The organism is Spongiactinospora sp. 9N601 (genome assembly GCF_044326295.1).
GTDB classification, from domain to species: Bacteria; Actinomycetota; Actinomycetes; order Streptosporangiales; family Streptosporangiaceae; genus Spongiactinospora; species Spongiactinospora gelatinilytica.
In genome coordinates, this window is sequence record NZ_JBIRBB010000014.1 from 193,668 (window position 1) to 209,312 (window position 15,645).

General features: G+C 72.1%; 15 protein-coding genes. 12 read left to right on the plus strand and 3 right to left on the minus strand.

Annotated elements, in window-relative coordinates:
* The first annotated feature begins 116 nt into the window (after positions 1 to 116).
* The 6 genes from ACH34R_RS31005 to ACH34R_RS31030 all read left to right on the plus strand — a co-directional run bounded on the left by ACH34R_RS31005 (position 117) and on the right by ACH34R_RS31030 (position 6,809).
* Complete coding sequence (locus ACH34R_RS31005; RefSeq protein ID WP_397565074.1) at positions 117 to 737, plus strand: polysaccharide deacetylase family protein; 621 nt, start codon at positions 117 to 119, stop codon at positions 735 to 737.
* Positions 734 to 1,732, plus strand: coding sequence for a Gfo/Idh/MocA family protein (locus ACH34R_RS31010; protein WP_397565075.1), 999 nt, complete (start codon positions 734 to 736; stop codon positions 1,730 to 1,732). The genes ACH34R_RS31005 and ACH34R_RS31010 overlap by 4 nt, the downstream gene beginning before the upstream one ends.
* The gene (locus tag ACH34R_RS31015) at positions 1,729 to 2,745 is read left to right on the plus strand and encodes a zinc-binding alcohol dehydrogenase (RefSeq protein WP_397565076.1); all 1,017 of its coding nucleotides are present in this window, start codon (positions 1,729 to 1,731) and stop codon (positions 2,743 to 2,745) included. The genes ACH34R_RS31010 and ACH34R_RS31015 overlap by 4 nt, the downstream gene beginning before the upstream one ends.
* A 33-nt stretch (positions 2,746 to 2,778) precedes the next feature.
* The gene (locus ACH34R_RS31020) at positions 2,779 to 3,642 is read left to right on the plus strand and encodes a hypothetical protein (RefSeq protein WP_397565078.1); all 864 of its coding nucleotides are present in this window, start codon (positions 2,779 to 2,781) and stop codon (positions 3,640 to 3,642) included.
* 59 nt (positions 3,643 to 3,701) lie between these two features.
* Positions 3,702 to 4,223: a hypothetical protein gene (locus tag ACH34R_RS31025; protein WP_397565080.1), complete on the plus strand. Its 522-nt coding sequence runs from the start codon at positions 3,702 to 3,704 to the stop codon at positions 4,221 to 4,223.
* Positions 4,224 to 4,445: 222 nt separating this feature from the next.
* The gene (locus tag ACH34R_RS31030) at positions 4,446 to 6,809 is read left to right on the plus strand and encodes an ExeM/NucH family extracellular endonuclease (protein WP_397565082.1); all 2,364 of its coding nucleotides are present in this window, start codon (positions 4,446 to 4,448) and stop codon (positions 6,807 to 6,809) included.
* Here ACH34R_RS31030 and ACH34R_RS31035 read toward each other — a convergent pair.
* Complete coding sequence (locus tag ACH34R_RS31035) at positions 6,743 to 8,023, minus strand: MFS transporter (RefSeq protein ID WP_397565083.1); 1,281 nt, start codon at positions 8,021 to 8,023, stop codon at positions 6,743 to 6,745. The two genes, ACH34R_RS31030 and ACH34R_RS31035, sit on opposite strands and share 67 nt — an antisense overlap.
* A 141-nt stretch (positions 8,024 to 8,164) precedes the next feature.
* Positions 8,165 to 9,124: an NAD(P)/FAD-dependent oxidoreductase gene (locus ACH34R_RS31040; RefSeq protein WP_397565084.1), complete on the minus strand. Its 960-nt coding sequence runs from the start codon at positions 9,122 to 9,124 to the stop codon at positions 8,165 to 8,167.
* Between the two features lie 92 nt (positions 9,125 to 9,216).
* Between ACH34R_RS31040 and ACH34R_RS31045 the strand changes: the two genes are divergently transcribed.
* The 6 genes from ACH34R_RS31045 (at position 9,217) to ACH34R_RS31070 (ending at position 12,645) form a co-directional block, all read left to right on the plus strand.
* Entirely contained in the window at positions 9,217 to 9,813 is a 597-nt protein-coding gene (locus ACH34R_RS31045) for a helix-turn-helix domain-containing protein (RefSeq protein WP_111166296.1), read from the plus strand.
* Positions 9,814 to 9,879: 66 nt separating this feature from the next.
* Complete coding sequence (locus tag ACH34R_RS31050; protein ID WP_397565085.1) at positions 9,880 to 10,395, plus strand: methylated-DNA--[protein]-cysteine S-methyltransferase; 516 nt, start codon at positions 9,880 to 9,882, stop codon at positions 10,393 to 10,395.
* A 35-nt stretch (positions 10,396 to 10,430) separates the two neighbouring features.
* Positions 10,431 to 11,153 (plus strand): 2OG-Fe(II) oxygenase, encoded by a 723-nt coding sequence (locus ACH34R_RS31055; RefSeq protein WP_397565086.1) that lies wholly within the window; start codon positions 10,431 to 10,433, stop codon positions 11,151 to 11,153.
* Positions 11,154 to 11,214: 61 nt separating this feature from the next.
* Positions 11,215 to 11,532 (plus strand): Ada metal-binding domain-containing protein, encoded by a 318-nt coding sequence (locus ACH34R_RS31060; RefSeq protein ID WP_397565087.1) that lies wholly within the window; start codon positions 11,215 to 11,217, stop codon positions 11,530 to 11,532.
* Complete coding sequence (locus ACH34R_RS31065) at positions 11,462 to 11,956, plus strand: hypothetical protein (protein WP_397565088.1); 495 nt, start codon at positions 11,462 to 11,464, stop codon at positions 11,954 to 11,956. Before ACH34R_RS31060 ends, ACH34R_RS31065 begins: the two co-directional genes overlap by 71 nt.
* Positions 11,956 to 12,645 (plus strand): alpha-ketoglutarate-dependent dioxygenase AlkB family protein, encoded by a 690-nt coding sequence (locus tag ACH34R_RS31070; protein ID WP_397565089.1) that lies wholly within the window; start codon positions 11,956 to 11,958, stop codon positions 12,643 to 12,645. Before ACH34R_RS31065 ends, ACH34R_RS31070 begins: the two co-directional genes overlap by 1 nt.
* Here the strand turns inward: ACH34R_RS31070 and ACH34R_RS31075 are convergent.
* Positions 12,592 to 15,600, minus strand: a complete 3,009-nt coding sequence (locus tag ACH34R_RS31075; protein ID WP_397565091.1) for a S8 family serine peptidase — start codon at positions 15,598 to 15,600, stop codon at positions 12,592 to 12,594. The two genes, ACH34R_RS31070 and ACH34R_RS31075, sit on opposite strands and share 54 nt — an antisense overlap.
* Between the last annotated feature and the right edge of the window lie 45 nt (positions 15,601 to 15,645).

Consider the following 15,645-nt stretch of genomic DNA (forward strand, 5'->3'; position numbering starts at 1 on the left):
CGACGATTCACACCCAAGCAGTTGATTGATGATAATGTTGTCAGCAATAATCGCCATGGCCGATACCCCTGTCAATACGGCAACCAGCGGCTCCTCGATACAGAGGTAGGCAAGACGTGGCGAAATCCCCCCAATCCCAAGCCTCATGGCGGGTCGCGCTGACCTTCGACGTCGAGCACCACGACCGCCCCGCCCATCCCGACGGCACCCGGCTCGTCATGCGCACCCTGGCCGAACGCGACGTGGTGGCGACGCACTTCATCCAGGGCCGCTGGGCCCAGGCATACCCCGACCTGGCCAGGGACCTGGCCCGGCAGGGCCACCTGATCGGCAACCACTCCCATCACCACACGCCGATGACCTGGTTATCGCCGAAGGGGCTGGCCAAGGACGTACGGCAGGCCGAGCAGGCCGTCCGCCGCGCCACCGGGCACGACCCGCGGCCCTGGTTCCGCTGCCCGTACGGTGACGGCGCCGACGACCCGGAGGTCCTGGCCGCGCTGGACCGGCTCGGCTACCGCGACGTGGGCTGGCAGGTCGACACCTTCGACTGGCGGGCCAAGGCCACCGGGCCCCAGGTGGTCCGCACCGTCATCGAGCAGGCCACCGCGCACGGCGACGGCGCGGTGGTGCTGTTCCACCCGTGGACGCCGGCGACCGGCCGGGCCATGCCGCAGATCATCGACGGCCTGCGCGCCGCCGGGGCCCGCTTCGTGCGGCTGGACGAGCTGCGATGAGCCGGCCGCGCCTGGCCATCGCGGGCACCGGCTACATCGCCGGCCACCACGCGCAGGCCATCGCCGCCGCCGGCGGCGAACTGGTCGCCGCCGTCAACCACCGCGCGGCGTCCCTTTCCGCGCTGTCCGACCGCCACGGCTTCGCCCGCCGCTACCTCGCCCTGGACCGGCTGCTGGCCGACGGCGAGGTGGACGCGCTCGTGGTCGCCACCCCCAACGCGCTGCACGCCGGGCAGGCCATCGAGGCGCTCGGCGCGGGGCTGCCGGTGCTGCTGGAAAAGCCGATGGCCATGACCACCGCCGAGGCCCGGGCCATCGCCGCCGCGCAGCACGGGCGCGCCCGGGTGATGCTCGCCCACTGCCTGCGCTTCGACGAGCAGGTCGGCTGGCTGCGCGGCCTGGTCCGCGACGGCGGCCTCGGCCGCCCGGTGCACACCACGGCGTACGCGGTGCACGCCGGGTTCGGCCCGGACGGCTGGTTCACCGATCCCGCCCTGGCCGGCGGCGGCGCGCTGATGGACCTCGGGATCCACGCCATCGACGCCACCCGGTACGTGCTCGGCGACCCCGAGCCGGTCAGCGTCACCGCGCACTGCGGCACCCACTACCGCGACCTGCGGGTCGAGGACACGGCGATCCTCACGATCGTCTGGGAGGGCGGCGTCACCTCCGGCATCGAGGCGGGCTGGTGGCATCCGCACGCGCCCGGCCCGTCGGGGAGCGTGCGGGTGTCCGGCACCGAGGGCTACGCGCAGACCTTCCCCGGCACCCTCGTGCGGGCCGGGGCCGAGCCGGTCGTGAAGTTCCCGGCCGAGCTGTCGGAGCAGGCCGTACAGCGCAGGTACGACGCGCAGATGCGCGCCTTCCTCGCGACCCTCGCCGGAGCGGAGCCCGCGCCCGGCGCCGCCGCCGGCGTCACCTCGATGCAGATCATCGAGGCCGCCTACCAGAGCGCGTCCAGCGGGCGGACCGTCGTCCTCGGGAGGGACCGATGAAGTCGTGGTTCGTGGAGTTCACCGGGCCGGGCGTGGTACGCGTGGCCGAAGAGGACGTCGCCGCCCCCGGGCCGGGGGAGGTGCTGTGCCGTTCGACCCTCTCGCTGATCAGCCCGGGCACCGAGCTGGCCTGCCTGCGCGGGGAGTTCGATCCCGGCTCCAACTGGGAGGAGTGGGTGCGCTACCCGTTCCGGCCGGGCTACAGCATGGCCGGGGTCGTGGTGGCGGTGGGCGAGGGGGTCACGGGCCTGCGGCCGGGGGATCGGGTGCAGTCCTACGCCCCTCATCAGGAGTTGGTGACGCTCAAGGCGGGTGAGGCGCGCCCGCTGCCCGACGCGGTGCCGGACGAGGAGGCGGTGTGGGTGCCGCTGGTGGTCACCGCCGCGGCCGGTGCGGCCAGGGCCGCGATCGCCATGGGCGAGACCGTCGCGGTGGTGGGCCTCGGCCCGGTGGGGCAGCTCGTCATCCAGTACGCCGTCGCGCACGGCGCCGCGCGGGTCGTGGCGATCGACCCCGACGCCCGGCGGCTGGACCTGGCGCTGGCGGGCGGCGCGACGGACGTGCTGGCGATGCCCGCGTCCGAGGCCCGGCCCGCGGTGGCCGCGCTGACCGGCGAGCGGATGGCCGACGTGGTGTTCGAGGTCACCGGCGGCACCGCGGTGCTCGCCCAGGCGGTACGGCTCGCGCGGCCCCTGGGCCGGGTCGTGCTGCTGGGCGACACGCCCACGCCGTCGCGGCAGATGCTGGGCCCCGGCGTGGTCAGCGACTCGCTGACGATCCTCGGGGCGCACGCCGGCATCGTCTCCGACGACCCGTCCTGCGGCCCGCTCAACCGCGACGCGGTGACCGGCCTGTACTTCCGCCGCCTGGCCTCGGGCGCGTTCCGCACCGCCGCGATGATCGCCGGCCGCGTTTCCCCTCTGGAGGCGGTACAGACGTATGAACGTCTGCGCGGCGGCGGGGCGCCGGCGGGCGCGATCTGCTTCGACTGGACGGCACTGCCGCACGACTAGCGCCGACCGGGACATGTACGGAAAGATCATTACATGCCGGTGTTGTTCAGGGCGGCCTTGGTGGGCGCGACCCTCGCGGTGACGCTCGAGCTCTTCCGCACGGTCGGGCTGCCGGACGTCGGATACAACGACGAGGGCCTTATCTTCCTGGCGATGATCATCGGTGTCTTCGTCCTGGCCCAACTGCTCGGCTGGGCCGCCAAGGTGCCCTGGTGGCCGCTGGTGGGAGCGCTCGCGCCGTTCGCCATGGTCCCCCTGATGCTGCTGCCGTACGCCTTCAGCGACTGGATTCCCGACAACGGCGTGATGGGCTCGCTCACGTTCGCCGCCCCTGTGTTCACCGGCTACTTCGTGGTGGCCTGGTTGTTCGCGCCGGGCAACAAGATCGCGCCGGCCATCGCCGCCGGCGCGATCCTCGTCATCCATTTCGCCGCCGAACCGGTGGCCGACGTGCTGCACGACCGGGAGCGCCTCGGCAACCTGCGGGCCGTGGACTTCCCACTGATCGCTCCCGAAATCCCGGGCTTCCGGCTCGACAGCATGGAAGAGGGGTTGCTTCCCGAAACGCTGGAGCTCGGCTATCACACGGGCGACCCGGTGGACAGTAGGTCGATCATGGTCCGGGTCCGTTCGGCGAGGTCGGGCACTCCCAAGGCCGCCTGCGCCGCTCCGGAGCCGAACTGGGCCTGGAAGTCCGTCGAGCCGTGCCGCGAGGCGGCCCCGGGCGTCTGGACGACCCGCCTGGAGAACGGCTACACCGCCGTCTACACGCTGCACGCGGGCGCGCTGGTGCAGGTCGGCGGCTTCGGTGTCCAGGTGAGCGAGCTGGTCGCCGTACTCCCGGCGTTCCGCCCCATCACCCCGGAGCGACTGGTCCCCTTAGGCCGGCCGCTCTAGTGATGTAAGTCACACATCTGTCGGCGAACCTGGAAGCTTCCAGGTCACTCCAAAAGACCATGAAATCATTGATTCGGACGCTGGTGATCGCGGGCGCGGCCGCGGCGGTCATCCTGCCTGGGGTGTCGGCAGAGGCCGCCGCGATCCCGCACTACAAGAAGCCCAAGGTCTTCGGAATGAAGTTCCAGGCCGACCCGCACCACGACTTCAGCAAGGGCCTGCACTCGCGGCACAACGGCATCCTGCGCGGCTGGATCACCGAGGTGCGCGGCGGGGTCGCGGAGTACGAGCCGATCCGCTGGAAGCTCAGCAGGAAGGGCCACGCGCGCTTCGTCGGCCCGCCGGAGTACGACGTGATGGCGTACGCCTCGCCGATCGCCAAGGACATGCGGTTCTACAGCGCCTACGGGTGCAAGATCTCGCCGAGCGGCACCTCCTACGACGACAACGCGAGCCTGGGCGCCAAGCGGTGCTCCACCAAGGTCCTGCTGGAGCGCACCAAGCGGTTCGGGCCCGCTCCCGCCCTGATCACCGTGCACAAGGGAGCGATCGTCAAGGTCCAGGAGATCTTCACCACCTGAGCGCGGCGCGGGGTTCCGTGAAACCGCGCGAAGACGCGGCTGGGACGGCCACAGGGGGGCCGGCCCGTCCCGGCGCGAGCGGTACTGACGTACGCGAGTGACCCGGCCGCGGGCGCGCCGAGCGCCGCCCGGTGATCCCGGCGAGTGAACTCCTGCAGACTTTTTCCCGACAACAGCGCATTGATCGGCGATTAGCGGCAAATCCTGCTTACGCTCCGGTACATGCGTGCTTCAACCCGGGCGTTAGCCGCCCTTGTCGCCGTCGGCGTGGCCGCCGCCGGAGCGACGGCGCTCTCCGCGCCACCGGCCGCCGCCGCACCCGGCGCCGTCGTCGTCAGCCAGGTCTACGGCGGCGGGGGGAACAGCGGGGCCCTCTTCACCAACGACTTCGTGGAACTGTTCAACCGGGGGACCTCCGCGGTGTCACTGGACGGCTGGTCCGTCCAGTACGCCAGCGCCACCGGCACCGGCCACTTCGGCGCCAACCCCGTCGTGGCGCTGTCGGGCAGCCTGGCCCCGGGGCAGTACCATCTCGTCCGGCTCGCCGGCGGTTCGACCGGCTCGCCGCCGCCCGCCGCCGACACGACCGGCTCGATCAACATGAGCGGATCGGCGGGCAAGGTCGCCCTGGTCGGCGCGGCCACGGGCCTGGCCTGCAACGGCGGTTCGACCCCCTGCACGGCCGAGCAGTCCGCACTGATCCGCGACCTCGTCGGGTACGGCAACGCCGGCTACTTCGAGGGCCGGGCCGCGGCCCCCGCCCTGAGCAACGCCACCGCCGCCGTGCGCGGCGGCGACGGCTGCGCCGACACCGACGACAACGCCGCCGACTTCACCGCGGCCGCGCCCGCGCCGCGCAACACCGCGACGCCCCCGGCCCCCTGTGGCGACGTGGAGCCGACGCCCAGCCCCAGCCCCAGCCCCAGCCCCACCCCGACCCCCACGCCCACGCCCACACCGACGGGCGAGCCGTGTGAGACGGCGGCCACCCACCAGATCGCCGAGGTTCAGGGCGGCGGGGAGTCGACGCCGCTCGCCGGCCGTACCGTCCGGGTGGAAGGCGTCGTGACCGGCGACTTCCAGAAGTCCACCGAGCTGAGCGGGTTCTTCCTGCAGGACCCAACGCCCGACGCCGACCCCGCGACCTCCGAGGGCCTGTTCGCCTTCGCCGGGGACACCCTCAAGGACGTCAAGGCCGGCGACCGGGTGCTGGTCACCGGCCGGGCCGTGGAGTACAACGGCTGGACCGAACTGTCCCCGGTCACCGCCGTGGACGTCTGCGGCACCGGCTGGATCAGGCCCGTGGTCCGCACCCTGCCGCGCGCGGCCGGTGAGACGTTCGAGCCGCTGGAGAACATGCTCATCACCTTCGCCGGGCCGCTGTCGGTGACCGAGCACTATCAGCTCGGGCGTTTCGGTGAGGTCACCGTCTCCGCCGGGGGCCGGCTGTACCAGCCGACCGACCGGGACGGGGTGGACGCCGGGCGCGACGAACGCCGCCGGCTGCTGATCGACGACGGCTCCACGGTGCAGAACCCGCCGGTCGTGCCGTACACCCGCCCGCGTGCCGTCCGGATCGGGGACACCGCGCTGAGCGTCACCGGCGTACTCGGGTACGGCTTCGGCAGCTACCGCCTGCAACCGACCGGGCAGGTCCGTTTCCTGCCGCTCAACCCGCGCCCGCGGCGGCCGTTCCCGGTGTTCGGCAACGTGAAGGTCGCGAGCTTCAACACGCTCAACTGGTTCACCACGCTCGACTCGCGCGGCGCGGACACCGCGCAGGAGCAGCGGCGGCAGCTCGCCAAGCTGGTCGCCGCGCTCAAGGGCCTGGACGCCGACGTGGTCGGCCTGATGGAGGTCGAGAACAACGGCCAGACCGCCCTCGACGCCCTCGTCGGCGCGCTCAACGCCGAGGTCGGCAAGGGCACCTACGCCGCGCTGCGGCACCCGAACCCGGGCACGGACGCGATCCAGGTCGGCATCATCTACAAGCCCGCCAAGCTGACCCCGGCCGGCGCCGCCCGCTCCTCCGCCGACCCGGTCTTCCGCAGGCCCCCGCTCATCCAGACCTTCCGCAGGGCCAGGGGCGGCACGCCGTTCACCATGATCGTCAACCATTTCAAGAGCAAGGGCTGTGACGGGGCCACCGGCCCGGAGCAGGACCAGGGCGACGGCCAGAGCTGCTTCAACCCCGAGCGGGTGCGCCAGTCCAAGGCGGTGCTCGGCCTGATCGACTCCCTCGGCCTGCCCGGCCCGCTCGTGCTCGGCGACCTCAACGCCTACGGCGAGGAGGACCCGATCCACGCCCTGGAGGCGGGCGGGCTGTCCAGCGTGACCAAGCGGTTCGTCCCGGCCCCGCTGCGCTACAGCTACGTCTTCGAGGGCCTGTCCGGCGAACTCGACCACGCCCTGGTGGGCAGGAGCCTGCTCAGGCGGGTCACCGGCGCGACCATCTGGCACATCAACGCCGACGAACCGCTCATCCTCGACTACAACACCGAGTACAACCCGCCCGCCCTCTACCGGCCGGACGCCTTCCGATCCTCCGACCACGACCCCGTCCTCATCGGCCTGAACCTCTTCTGACCGGCCGCTCGGCGCCGGACCTCGTCAGGCGGGCGGGAAATCGTCCGGTCGAGCAGGACGAGCCCGACCGTGATCACGGCCAGGGCGGCGCCGAGCCAGGGGATGGCGATCAGCCCCGCTCCGGCGTCCAGCGCGGTGGCGGCCAGCACCGGGACCAGGCTGATGCCGAGCTGGAAGGCCGAGACGGTGGTGGCCCCGGCGAGGGTCGGCGCACCGGACGCGATGGCGAACACCCGCCCGTAGATCGCCGGGTTCAGCACGAACCCGGCGACGCCGAGCAGCAGGACCAGCGGGACGACGGCCGCCGCGTGCCGGGCGGACACGGCCAGCAGTACCGAGCATGCCGCGATCCCGAGCGCCCCCGCGAGCAGGGCGTGGGTGGGCAGCCGGTCGGCGATCCTGCCGCCGATGGACAGGCCGACGAACGCGCCGACGCCGAACAGGGTCAGGATCACCGGGACCCAGATCCCGGGGATGCGGGTGATGCCGGTCAGGAACGCGGCCAGGTAGTTGTAGGAGATCATGTAGGCGGCGGTGCTCAGCAGGGTGACGGCGTAGATCGCCCACAGCCGGGGGCGGCGCATGACGCGAAGTTCCCCGCGCACGCTCGCCTCGCGCGCCCCGCCGGTGGCGGGCAGCGCGAGGAGCGTCAGGACGGCCCCGGCGACGGTGAACGCGGCCACGGCCCAGAACCCGCCCCGCCAGCCGGTGAAGTAGCCGAGCATCGCCCCGGCCGGGCCACCGGCGATCATCGCCAGGCTGAGGCCGCTGACCACGACCCCGGAGGCGCGGGCGGCACGGTCGGCCGGGACCAGGCCGACCGCGGTGACCGCCGCGACCGCCCAGAACCCCGCGTAGGCCAGCCCGCACAGAAAGCGCGTGACCAGCAGCACCGGGTAGGCGTCGGTGACCATGCCGATCGCCACGCACGCGGCGAAGGCCGCCTGGGTGACCACCAGTGTCAGCCGCCGCGGCAGGCGCAGGGTCACGATGGCCAGCGGCGGCCCGCCCACGACGACGGCGACGGCGAACGCCGAGATCAGCGCCCCGGCGGAGGACAGCGTGATCCGCAGATCCTCCGCAACGGCCGGCAGCACCCCGGCCAGCAGGAACTCCGCGCTGCCCATCGAGAACAAACTGAAGGACAGCAGATAGACGGCCGGTGGCAACCTCCCCCGGACCCCCGGCCCCACCGCGGCGACCTCGGCGCTCACCGCGCCACCCCCACCGCACGCGGGAAAGCGGGTGATGTGATCGGGCCTGGGATGTGTGCGGGCATGGGAGTTCTCCTTCATGGGTGACGGGCGCACGGGTGACGGGCGCGATGGCCGCAGGCGGATAGGGCGGGCGGCGGATCAACCACGTGCGCCGGTGGCGGCCTGCCGGCGGGCGACGGCGCGGTGGACGTCCTCGTCCATCAGGTCGGCATTGAGGGCGGAAGCGGCGGTCGCCCCCATTCCGGCGGCGGTGATGACCTGGGCGCGTGGGTCGATGACGTTTCCGGCCGCCCAGACCCCCGGCACGCCGGTGCGGCCCGTGCGGTCGGTGGCGATCCAGCCGTTGTCGTCCTTGGCGCAGCCCAGGCCGTTCAGTAGTCCGTCGTGCGGCACCATGCGCGGGAAGAGGAAGACGGCGGCGCGGGGCAGCACCCGGCCGCCGGCGAGTTCGACGCCGCGCAGCCGGTCCCCTTCGACCACCAGGTGGTCGATCTCGCCCTCGACGACGCGCAGGCCGAACGCCTCCAGCCGCTCCCGGTCCTCCGCCGCCAGATCGAGGGTGTGCTTGAGGAAGACCACGTCCTCACTCCACTGTCGCAGGAGCAGCGCCTGGTGGACCGCCCCCGGATGCGTGCCGAGCACGGCCAGCGGCCGTCCGGCGACCTCGTGGCCGTGGCAGTAGGGGCAGTGCAGCACGTCCTTGCCCCAGCGCTCGCGCACCCCGGGAATGCCGGGCAGCTCGTCGCGCAGGCCGGTGGCGACCAGGATGCGGCGGGCGCCGAGCACCGGGCCGCCCGCCAGGCGGACGGAGAAACCGGGCTCGATCTCCTCCACCCGGCCCCGCAGCAGGCGCACGCCGTACCGGGCGACCTCCGCCCGCCCGGCCTCAAGCAGGGCGGCCGGGGGCGTGCCGTCACGGGACAGGAAGCCGTGCATGTGCGCGGCGGGGGCGTTGCGCGGTTCCCCGGCGTCGATCACGGCCACGTCGCGCCGCGCCCTCCCCAGGAGCAGCGCGGCGTTCAGCCCGGCCGCTCCCGCGCCGACCACCACGACGTCGTACCGCACATCGGTGTTCTGGCCGTTCATCGTCTTGATCATGACGTTCACCTCCGGCCCCGATGGTGCGTGCCGGTGCGGGCGAATGACAACTTTTGTTGCCATTTCTGGGACGGCGGAGATGGAATGGACCCATGGAGCAGCGATCCCCGATAGACGTCACGCTGGCCCAGGTCGGCACCCGGCTCAGGCGCATCCGCACCCAGCGCGGCGTGACCCTGTCCGCACTGGCCGAGGCCACCGGCATCTCCAAGAGCACCCTTTCCAGGCTGGAGTCCGGGCAGCGCCGTCCCAGCCTGGAGCTGCTGCTGCCGATCGCGCAGGCGCACCAGGTGCCGCTGGACGAACTGGTCGGCGCGCCGGAGGTCGGCGACCCGCGCGTCCGCGCCAGGCCCGTCGTCCGCAACGGGCGGACCGTGCTTCCGCTGACCACCCAGCCGGGTCCGCTCCAGGCATGGAAGTCGATCATTCCGGCCACGCAGAACGAGCCACGGCCGGTCACGCACGAAGGCTACGAGTGGATGTACGTGCTGTCCGGGCGCGTCCGGCTCATCGTGGCCGACCACGACCTGATCATGGGACCGGGGGAGGCCGCCGAGTTCGACACCCGCCTGCCCCACTGGTTCGGCCCGGCGGGCGACACCCCCGTGGAGGTGCTCAACCTGTTCGGCCGCCAGGGCGAGCGCATGCACATGCGAGCCAGGCCCCGCGCCGAGCGAGAGGTCCGATAACCGCCGAGGTTTTCCCCGGCCGATGGTGTTGAACAGGTAGAGACGCCAACGGAAGTAGGGGCGGAGATGAGGATCTACACGACGATCACCGGCCCGCTGGGGGAGCTACTGGTGACAGGGGAGCGGACCGCCGCAGCGCGCGGCGGGGTCGCGCTGGTGAGCGTGGCGTTTTCCGGTCAGGCCCGCGCGTTCGGCGTGCGGCCGGAGTGGAGGCGCGACGACGACGCGTTCACGGAGGTCCGGCGGCAGTTCCGGGAGTACTTCGCGGGCGAGCGCACCGGCTTCGGCCTCGGCCTCGCGGCGGCGGGCGGGACGGCGTTCCAGCAGCGGGTGTGGACCGCGCTGGAGGCGATCCCGTACGGCGAGACCACGGCCTACGGCACGCTCACCGGACGGGTCGGCGAGCCGCGCGACCGCGTCCGCGCGGTGGCCGCCGCCGTCGGCGCCAACCCGCTGCTGATCGTGCGCCCGTGCCATCGCGTGGTCGGCGCCGACGGCGCGCTGACCGGCTACGCGGGCGGCATCGAGCGCAAGCGCCACCTGCTGGACCACGAGGCCGCGCAGCAGACGCTGCCCGTCTGACCGGCCCGCTCCGAAGACATGGAAGGACGATCACGATGACGTCGACACAGACCCGGCCGGATGATCGCGTCGCGGCGATCGACCAGGACGCGCTGGCCGAGGAGATGAACGCCCACGGCTGCGCGCCCACCGGCCCGCTGCTCACCGCCGACGAATGCCGCGACATCGCCGCGCTCTACGACGAGCCCGCGCTGTTCCGATCCACGGTCGACATGGAACGGCTGCGGTTCGGCCGCGGCCGGTACCGCTACTTCAACCGCCCGTTCCCGGCCCCGATCGAGGAACTGCGGCAGGCCCTCTACCCGCGGCTGCTGCCGATCGCCCGGGACTGGGCGGCCAGGCTGGGCAGGCCCGCGCCCTGGCCGGACACCCTGGACGAGTGGCTGGACATGTGCCACCGCGCCGGGCAGACCAAATCCACCCAGATCCTGCTGCGCTACCGTGCGGGCGACTGGAACGCGCTGCACCGCGACCTGTACGGGGACCTGGTGTTCCCGATGCAGGTCGTGGTCGGCCTGGACGAGCCCGGCGGCGACTACACCGGCGGGGAGTTCCTGATGGTCGAGCAGCGGCCCCGGGCCCAGTCACGGGGGACGGTGACGCTGCTGCGGCGCGGCCACGGCCTGGTGTTCACCACCCGCGACCGCCCGGTGGCCTCGGCCCGAGGCTGGTCGGCCGCCCCGGTCCGCCACGGCGTCAGCACGGTACGCGCCGGCCTGCGGCGCACCCTCGGCCTGGTGTTCCATGACGCGGCCTGACGCACACGCCGACCGCCGGACCCCCGGGGACGCTTGGCCGGGCGTTCCATGATGCGGTCTGATGTACACGCTGATCGGTGCGGATGGCCGTCCCTACCTGAGCCGGATTCCCGGGAGGCTGGGCGGTCATCGGCGTGGGCGGCTGTACGGCAGGCTGGACTGCCCGTCGGCGTTGCGTGCCATCGCGCGGGGCGGGTACGCCGGGCAACGGGTCTTCTTCGCCGACGAGGCGACGGCGCTCGCAGCCGGGTACCGGCCGTGTGCGGTGTGCCTGCCCGCCCGCTACCGCGCGTTCATGGAGAGCCGGGATGAGGCCGCCGCAGACCGGCGCGGTGCCGCCGGGTCCGCACACGGCGGCCGAACTGGCCGCGCTCCTTGAGCTGCTGCGGGCGCAGCGGCCCAGGATCGAGGCGGTCACGGTGGGACACGGCCGTGACCCCGCATCGGTGGCCGCGGCCGAGGCGTTCGCCGACGCCTGGACCGGCATGGGCCTGCACGTGCTCGCGGTGGTGGACTGGCCGCAGGAGGCGGCCTCCTGGCTGCGTCAGGCCCGGCGCATGGTCGCGGGCGATCCCGACGCGTGGGTGGTGGCCGCGAGCGGGCCCGGCTGGGCGCAGATGAGCCGCCGCCTGCGGCACAGCACCGCCTGGCGGCCGGAGCGGACCTTCGGCTTCGCCCCCGTCGCGCGCAGCGTGGCGGCGGCCGGGCCCGGGACCCTGCTGGGCCTGCGCGGCGCGACCGCCGATGGCGAGATCTGGGAGGCCGGCCGTAACCTGGTCACCGTGCGAGAGAGGCGGTCGTGATGAGTACGCCCAGGCAGATCGCGCCCGGCGCGGTCCACCTGCCCGGCTGGCTGCCCCTCAGCGAGCAGCGCGACCTCGTGGCCGCATGCCGGGCGTGGGCGACCGGGCCGGTGCCGATGCGGCACACGGTGCTGCCCCGGGGCGGTGTCATGTCGGTACAGACGGTCTGCCTCGGCTGGCACTGGCGGCCGTACCGGTACACCCGCACCGCCGACGACGTGAACGGCGCCCGCGTGGCGGAGTTCCCCGGCTGGATGGTGGACCTTGGCCGCCGCGCGCTGGCCGCCGCCTACGGGGACCACGGCGGCTACACGCCGGACACCGCCCTGATCAACTTCTACGATGGCACCGCGAAAATGGGCATGCACCAGGACAAGGACGAAAAGTCCGATGCTCCCGTGGTCTCGCTCAGCATCGGTGACACCTGCACCTTCCGCTTCGGCAACACCGAAACCAGGAGCAGGCCCTACGCCGACCTCCTCCTGGCCTCTGGCGACCTGTTCGTGTTCGGCGGCCCGTCCAGGTACGCCTATCACGGAGTCCCCAAGGTCCACCCGGGCACCGCCGACCCGGCCACCGGGCTGGCCGGTGGCCGGTTGAACATCACCATGCGGGTGACCGGCCTGGCCGGTCCGCTACGGGGTCACGGTGACGGGGATCTCGATGACTGGCTGCCGTCCGCCGGCTGAGTGGACGAGCAGCTTGCCGGTGCGGGGCTGCGGCGAAGAAGCGGTGACGGTGATGGTGGCGGACTGGTTCTGGAGGAGTCCGCCGGTTGCGGGGGTGGCGGTGAGCCAGGTGTCTTCGGTGGTCACCTCGTAGGGGGTGGGGGCGGTGCCGGTGTTGGTGAGGGTGATGGTGGCGCTGGTGGTGCCGTTCAGGGTCAGGGAGGTGGGGGAGGCGGTGACCTTGCCGGTGATGAGCGCGGCGTCGTTGGTGGTGACGGTGGTGGCCGGGACGGTGACGTTCTGGGTGAGGGTGCCGTAGTTCTGCTTGGCCACCTTCACCTGGTGGCTGCCCGCTCTGACCTGGCCGCCGTAGGTGCCGTCCTCGCCGGTGGTGAAGGTGGCGATGTGCGGGAATTCGACGGTCGCGCCCGCGAGTGGTTGTCCGTCGTTGGCGTCGGTGACCTGGCCGCGCACTACACCGAAGTCCTTGGCGGTGAAGGTCAGGCTCTGGCCATCTCGGATGGACGGGGTGTTGAAGGAGTACTGGAGTGCGTCGGTGCCATCGGCGTTCTCGATGCCGATCGTCGCGCTGCCGCCCTGTTCGAGCGCCGCGCCGACGTCCTTGTAGCGGTAGCTGATCGTGCCGTCCTCACCGAGCAGCGCGGCGAAGGAGATGCGCAGCTCGTTGGCAGGCTGGGTGAAGGCGAAGTCTCGCCATTCGATCACGAAGGACCGGTGCGGAGCGGTGCCCACCGTGCTGGTGTAGACACCGGATTGGTCATCCCTAAACAGATTGTCCCAGAAGGCGTAGAGGGCCAGGTCGTTATCTATATCCGGCAGGGGGCCGTTCTCCGTGGAGTCGAAGGTAGGGACGAAGGAGGCGAACCCGTCCTCGGACACCCATACGTCCGAGTAGGTCGCGCCGTAGAACGGCACCGGGAAGGGCAGCGCCACCTGCGCGCCCATCCCGAGCGGGATGTCGACCTTCGTGGTGCCCGCCACGTAGGGCTCGGTGCCGCTGGTGCAGGTGTGGCCGAAGTCGTCGCCGCGCCTGGTCAGGTCGATGTTCTTGGTCATGTTCCCGGTCACGGTGATCTGCGTGGTGGCCGCGTTGACGCAGTTCGTGCTACCGGCGATCTTCAGTGTGTGGGAGCCGTGCGGCATCTCGATCGAGTAGTGGCCGCTGGTGTCGGTGACGGCCTTGACCGGCGTCCCGGGCGATGTGATCGTCGCGTCCTTCTCCGGAGTGCCATCCGCGGTGACGGTCCCGGTGATCGTGGCATGCGGCAGGCGGGCCGGAGTGAGGTTCGCCATTGTGGTCTGGCCGTCGGTGATGGTCACGGTCGATGTCGCGGTCTGGTGGCCGAACTTGGTCACGGTCGCCTGGTAGTCGCCCGGAGGCAGGCGCGGCATGCTGTAGGCGCCGTCCGCGCCGGTGGCGGCCGTACGGCGGAGCGGCCCGGTGACCGTCACCTCGGCTCCGGACACGGGCGCGCCGTTCGCGGTGACGGTGCCGCTCAGCGTGCCGAGCGGGTCGTCCGGCGCGGCCTGGACGGCGGCGTAGGCGTCCAGGTGGCCCTCACCGTAGACGTTGTTGTCCGCGGCGGTCCCGCCGCAGCTCAGATCGGCCGTGTCGATCGCGCCGCCGTCCAGCAGCGCCCGGGTGGCGGCGATGTCGCCGCGCAGCGAGGGCGCCGCCGACCAGAGCAGCGCCACGGCCCCCGCCACGTGCGGGGATGCCTGCGAGGTGCCCTCCTCACTGCGGTACCCGCCGTCGGGCACCGCCGAGCGGATATCGACCCCGGGTGCGGAGATGTTCGGCTTGATCTCGCCGTTCTCGCCTGGACCCCTACTGGACCAGCCGGCGATCGTGCCGTTCACATCGAAGGCGCCGGCGCTGTAGGTGTCCGCGTACCCCGGGGGAGTCGCCGTGTTGCCGCACACCGCGCCGTCGTTACCACTGCCGAACGTCGCGAAGATCCCAGCGGCGGCCCACGCCGTGGTGACCCCCTTGTACCAATCGTCGAACCTCTTCAGGCGCCAGGAGTTGTTGACGATGTCGGGGGCGAGGTCGGGCCGGGGGTTCTGACCGTTCAGGTCGGTCGGTGCGACCAACCACTGACCGGCCCGGATGAGCTTGTCCTCCGGGCAGTGGGGATCACAGCCCTTGGCCGAGATCCACCTCACGCCGGGAGCGACGCCGATGCCGTTCGCACCGGCCATGATGCCGGTCACGTGGGTGCCGTGCGCGGTGGGGTCGCACGGAGCGGGATCGACGCAGCCCTGGTAGGTGTCGAACCAGTTGTAATTGTGATCCACAGTGCCGTCGGGGTGCCTGCCGCGATACTGCGCGGCGAGCGCGGGGTGCTCGAAGTCCACTCCGCTGTCGATGGTGGCGACGACGATGCCCTCGCCGCGGTCGCCCAGCTCGTTCCACACCTGCGGCGCCTTGATCCGGTCGATGTTCCACTCGACGGGATCGTCCGCGGTCGCGACCCTCGGCCGGGCCTTGCTCGGCCGGGTCTTCGGACCCTCGGCCTCTCCGATGGGCTCGATGGCGGTGACCTCGGGGAGTTCGGCGATCTCGCCGGCCAGGTCCGCGTCCGCGGTGACCTTGACGGTGTTGACGATCCAGAACGGCTCGTGCTCGGCCTTCCGGTCGGTCAGCAGTTTTCGCAGCCGGGCTTGGGATTTCGCGGCGTACGCGGTCTTGGCGTCGTAGACGGCCTTGGCCTTGGCCGCCTTGGTGGTGGCCGTACGGGCGGCGGCGAGGCTCGCCTCCCCCTTGAGGTGGACGAAGAAAGTGGCCTTGCCGTCCTTCAGATCCGCCTCGACCTTGGCGGCGATCTTGCCGTTCTCGGGTTCGGCGTGTGCGGTGGCGTGGGGGAGGAAGAGGGCGAACGCGGCGAGCAGGCCGACCAGTGCCCGGATGCGGATCCGGGCACGACTCGCCTGATGCCACAAGCGATGGGACACGTACTCTCCTTCGAGCGGATGACCGGTTTCCACGGGCGCTTCCGT